This is a genomic window from Halobacillus sp. A1, assembly GCF_024189295.1.
GTDB lineage: Bacteria > Bacillota > Bacilli > Bacillales > Halobacillaceae > Halobacillus_A.
The window spans coordinates 1-5,368 of the sequence record NZ_JAIZEN010000047.1; the positions used below are offsets into that span (position 1 = coordinate 1).

Genomic DNA, 5,368 nt, shown 5'->3' on the forward strand with positions numbered 1-5,368 from the left:
GCATCGAGTCGAGATCGTTCACCTAAATGGAGATAGCTATAGAATGAAAAATCGAACAACGATATTTGGCCAAGAAAGTGTTTCAAATTAATAAGCAAAAACTGTGTCTTTCTACTTGACGGTCACAGACGGAACAAGTTCACAAAGTCCATGTTCGCGTTTCCTCTCTTTTTTATTCATATTGGTTTGATATTTTTTTGACAAAAATTTTAAATGATGTTTGTTTATTAAAAAAAATAGGAAATGGAAATAATAAAAGCAGGGACCTTCATGTTTAGGAAGTACCTGCTTTTTTGTTTAACTTAAATATGCATTTGTATATCTTGATGACTATCATCTTCTTGATAAAAACTTTTTTTATTAGGCTTTAATACTAAAATTGAAAAAGTTATAGATGATATAAACATCACTAACGCCAGAGTGATAATGGTAAGTCGTAAAGAAACAAGATCTGCTGCAATCCCAATAGCTAAAATAAAAATAACTTGGATAATACTTTGGATTAAATCGTAAATACTTGTCACTCTTCCCATAATATCCACAGAAACGTTGTTTTGATAAAAGGTCATAATTCCTGCGTTTAAGAAGACGTTAAAGAAACCTAAGACTACAAAACCAACAACGATAGAGGTGAAAGACCACGAAACTGCGTAGATTATATAGCCAATCGTCATCATGGTCACCCCTATAGTAATCATATATCTTAGCGAAATTTTATTTGAAAATACCGATAATAAAAGGGCTCCTACCACCGAACCGATTCCCGTTATACTAATCAGTAAACTATACTCAAATTCGGAAAGTCCCACCACTCGCTGGGTAAAAACCACCTCTTGAGCATCCATAGCAAATGTAAATATCATTATCATAATAAAGCCAAGATAGACAAAAGATATGTATTTATTATTGATCATGAATTTCTGAACGACTGTAAAGTCACCAATCACCTGAGCAATCGTCATTTTAGGAATTGTTTCTTTATCAATATTTTCTTTTTCTGGAAGAAATAACAATAAAATTGCTGAGATTAAAAAGAACAGTGCATTCAACCATAAGGTTACTTCAACAGATGTTAATAAAATAAGCGAGCCACCAATTGCAGGTCCTACTATGAAAGCCCCTGAACTTGCAAATGAACGAATAGAATTAAAACGTTTTCTTTTTTCTTTAGGAACAAGAATAGCAATGTAAGTCATTGACGATGGATTAAAGAATGCTTTTGCCACATTTAAAATAACCAATATTCCGTAAATAACTGCCATATTTGAAGAAAATGGAATCAAGAAAATGAAAACAGCTCTAATTATATAAGACCCCATCATTACTTTTCTTTTACTCCGATACTCAATAAAACTCCCAGTCCAGAATTTAGTCGCAATGTTCGTTAATGGTCCTATGATCCAAAGCCCAGCTACAGCCGCCGCTGAACCTGTAAGTTGATATACAATAATATTAATTGCAACTAAATAAATAAAGTCCCCTATACTTGAAATTCCAATAGAAGTCAGTAATAAGATTGGATCTTTCCATTTTTTATTTATTTTCATACATTACACCTTAGGAGTCCAAGTTATCCAACCGGAACCACACAGTGGACATAACCCCCCTTTATTAATTTAGTAATTATTGCTATTTCAATTTTAACTTTTAATTTTAAAATGATTAAAAAAGCTAGGGTGGTTCTAATACTATGATTTTTTTATAAGGTCATCCTCCAAAAACTAATAATATCGATGTTGTTTAGCATGTTTAAGAGTTTATTAAAATAAATAGAAAACACCTAAGTTCAATTATATTAAAGATTAAGCGTTATAAGGGGATCGGTTTTGTGTATTACTCATTCGACTGTTTAGTTTTTTAGTTCTTTTAAATAGCTCAACAAGGGTCCTGTATTAGGTTTTTCATTTGAAAGTTTTTCAAACAGCTCACTACTAGTAAATATACTTCCGTGCGAGTATATATTCTTTGTAAGCCAATGATGGATGTCCTTAAATTTTCCTTCACATATTTTATTTTCCAATAAAGGTATCTCATTATCTAATAACTTGTAGATATGAGCCCCATAAACCAACCCAATTATATATGATGGAAAGTGACCAAAATTTCCAATTCCCCAATGAACATCTTGGTAAGCACTTTCGTTGAATTCTGAGGGCAACTTACCGAAGTACTCATAACACATTTTTTGCCAATAGTCATCTATATCTTTAACACTCAACGTTCCGCCAATTAACCCTTTTTCTAGTCTATATCTCATAATTATATGAAGTATAAATGAAGCTTCATCCGCATTAGTTCTTACTAAGCTTTTATTAACTTTAAGTATTTCATTAAACATTTTATCAATCTCATCATCTTTGAGTTCTGGGAAGAAACCTTTGGCTTTTAAAGAGAAGTAATTTATAAAACCATCTTTCTTTCCTATGAATGTTTCAAATAATTTTGCTTGTGCTTCATGGAAATCATGAGAGATTCCTCTGCTTAGAATACCTTCTTTGTAACTTATGTTTTGTTCATATATAGCATGTCCAAACTCATGGAGTGTGGAATACAATGTATCAGCTAAGTTATATTCATTAGCCGAAATTGCCAATCTAACATCATTACTATTTAACTTCATCATAAAGGCGTGAGAGCTTTCAACAATCAAGCCTTTACTAAAATCAAATCCTAAATCTTGAAGAACAGATTCCATTAATTTTGTTTGTATTTCTTTAGAGTACTTTTTGTATAAAATACATCTGTTATTGTTGTTATTCCTATTTAATTGCTTTAAAGCAGTAAATTCGAGTTCATCCATAATTTTTTCCATCTCATCTAAGGTAATTTCTGGTATAAACTCTGATAAAAAAGCCTCGTATGGATGCCCCTTATATCCTAAGAAAATACTCATTTCCTTTAGTATTTCTATATAATCTTCTAATGTAGTTAAATAGTCTCTAATATTCCCTTTGTATTTAGCATTATTCCAATCTATAAACATATTATCCATACTCAGAACATATCGCTGGTACAAGTCCTTAGGAATATCAAAATACCTATTGAGGTATTTCTTGTGTTCTCTCACTATAGCTTGTATTACAAATTCATTGCTTCCTTCAAACGCATTTATTAGCTTTTTAAAATCATTGGATGTTCTATGGTTATTAAGCAAACTTGTTAAGGTCTCATTAATACTTCTCAAGTCATTAAAACTTTTCTTAGGATTTATTCTTTGTTTCCAAGTTGTTATTGCTATGGTTCTAATAAGATTTTCTATATCAGTATCATCAGTTAATAATTTCTTTTTTGTGTACATTCACATAAAGCCCCTTCTATACTTATAGTGAATTTTTCTGAAGTGAAGGAGGACATTGCCAGTTATAATTCTTAATTTTTTTATTTAATTCCTTCTTTAATTTTCTTTTTTCTTTTGGACTAGAAGAGCTTAACTGGTCCATTAAAGAATCTATCTCATTTCCCAGCTTAACCCACTCTGGTAATACATTGTTATCTTTTAGAATTTTATTAAGTTGAGCGTCGTAACTATTAATCGAATTATCATTTAAGTTTAAAGGTTTCCCTTTTCCTGGTAAATTGTCGAAATCACCCTTCTTTTCCGCTTCATGAACTATTTGCGAAATGTGGTCCTTATATGTAATGTTTTCTCTTAAGTTTGAATTATCTTTATCTTTCATAAACAACCCATCCTTTTAATAATTTTGCACTTGTTTTGGGGTGTGGGTGTTAAGCACATCTTTCTTCATAATATCCAGATTTGGTGAATTTAAAATAAGCTTATTTTAAAGAGAAGCTACAAAAATATTGTGAAACCTATTGGGCTATTCAGTAAATACTAGAAATCTTACCCACACTTCAACTGGAAATTGATAAAAGTCTTAATATCTTTATAACCAAAATAGAACTTAAGAAAGGGAGGTATTGCTATTAAAATATTTCTTTCATTTTAACTTATCTTAGACCTAGCTTATTAAACAGTAGTTCAATATCACTTGCCCAATAATCATAATTGGCATATGGGTTAGCTGCCACTTCTAATAACTGCCACAAGGCTGTATTAATAACCCACTCTTTGTGAGTGTCCATCAGCTCTTCTGCTTCTTCTAGCATCCAGTATAAATACCAATCCAATCCTTCGGGTTTATGGAATGAGTAGGCGCCGACCAATACCGGAATAGTTGCACTTTCAATTGCATTCCTCTCTAAGAGTAATTTTGTCATTTTTTTAGCTTTTATGGGATCATCTAAAAGTTCCATTATGTCCCTAATTTGAGTGTAACCAAGATCCACCAATGCCTCATTGCATTTTTCAACTAAATGTGGCCATCTTTTGTACATCTCATCATTGAATTCATCCATCGTTAAAATAACGTCGTTTTCTAGTGTTTTAAAATTCTCAGATTTAATTTTCTTTGCATATTTTATTCTTTGAGGAAAAAACTCTACAATAAGTCGGTCAATTGCGTTAAAGTCTTCCGTATTCACTATTTGTCTAATTACGGGAACTTGTTGAAGGTGAGCAATAAAAGTGATGTTTCTTCTATTAGGTAAGGCACTTAGATATGAAAAGTGATCACCCATAAATTTTGCAATACTTTTTTGCACTGTATTACCTTTTAAAGGTGATAATTGTTGTGGAAGCCCCCAAGAATTAAAAATTACTGTACCGTCTTCTGTTAATATATTTTTTAAATATATCCAAAATTCGTCATGCAATATAAATAAAGGGTACCCTTCACGTGTATATAAATCCAAACAAATCACATCATAGGGCTGGCCGTTATATTCTTTTAAATATTGTAATGCATCACTTTGAACATAGTTTACTTTATTTGATATTCCCGGAAAATAGTTCTCCATAATTAAAGCTGTTGCTCTCATTGAATTGGGATTAATATCTACTGCAGTTACCTGAACTTCATTGTCATCAATTAACAACGCACGTAATGCTCCACCATAACCCAGACCTAACATTAGAACCTTTTTTGAATTTTGTAAAAAAGAGGAGACAACAAAATCATCAGTCTGATTCCCTACGAAGATTCTATCATTGGATAAAAGTGAATCATCTGAATGCAGCAAAAAATTATCAGAACTGTATAAATCCCTGTTTACCATTTGACTTTCCACTTCTAGACCACCCTTAATATTTATTCAGAACCTCTTGTGTCAGCACGGGACATGTCTACACCCTTATGAAACGATTGTTCTATGTCTACTCCCCACATACTAGCGGACCAATGGAAAGGTTACACTTGTTTGGACAGTTTCGTTAAGGTCAGTTACACTTTACTAAATATTTCAATCAAGGAGACTAAACATGACCCCAAGGAATCGCCGTAACTTTACTGATGAATTTAAGAAGCAA

At 31.9% G+C, this 5,368-nt stretch carries 4 protein-coding genes; all 4 read right to left on the bottom strand.

The genetic code is table 11. From position 1 onward, the window contains the following. Positions 1-302: 302 nt before the first annotated feature. Positions 303-1,547 carry an MFS transporter gene (locus LF817_RS19830; RefSeq protein WP_253937542.1) on the bottom strand — a complete coding sequence of 415 codons (1,245 nt, stop codon included), beginning with the start codon at positions 1,545-1,547 and terminating at the stop codon, positions 303-305. 302 nt (positions 1,548-1,849) lie between these two features. Next, complete coding sequence (locus LF817_RS19835; protein ID WP_253937543.1) at positions 1,850-3,298, bottom strand: gluzincin family metallopeptidase; 1,449 nt, start codon at positions 3,296-3,298, stop codon at positions 1,850-1,852. Between the two features lie 22 nt (positions 3,299-3,320). Further along, positions 3,321-3,677, bottom strand: a complete 357-nt coding sequence (locus LF817_RS19840) for a DnaJ family domain-containing protein (RefSeq protein ID WP_253937544.1) — start codon at positions 3,675-3,677, stop codon at positions 3,321-3,323. A gap of 274 nt (positions 3,678-3,951) precedes the next feature. Then, positions 3,952-5,130 carry a spermidine synthase gene (locus LF817_RS19845; protein WP_253937545.1) on the bottom strand — a complete coding sequence of 393 codons (1,179 nt, stop codon included), beginning with the start codon at positions 5,128-5,130 and terminating at the stop codon, positions 3,952-3,954. Positions 5,131-5,368 lie beyond the last annotated feature (238 nt).

Excerpts from the sequence above, each read along its gene's own strand:
- LF817_RS19830 (WP_253937542.1), bottom strand. The coding sequence starts at position 1,547 with ATGAAAATAAATAAAAAATGGAAAGATCCAATCTTATTACTGACTTCT.
- LF817_RS19835 (WP_253937543.1), bottom strand. The coding sequence starts at position 3,298 with ATGTACACAAAAAAGAAATTATTAACTGATGATACTGATATAGAAAAT.
- LF817_RS19840 (WP_253937544.1), bottom strand. The coding sequence starts at position 3,677 with ATGAAAGATAAAGATAATTCAAACTTAAGAGAAAACATTACATATAAG.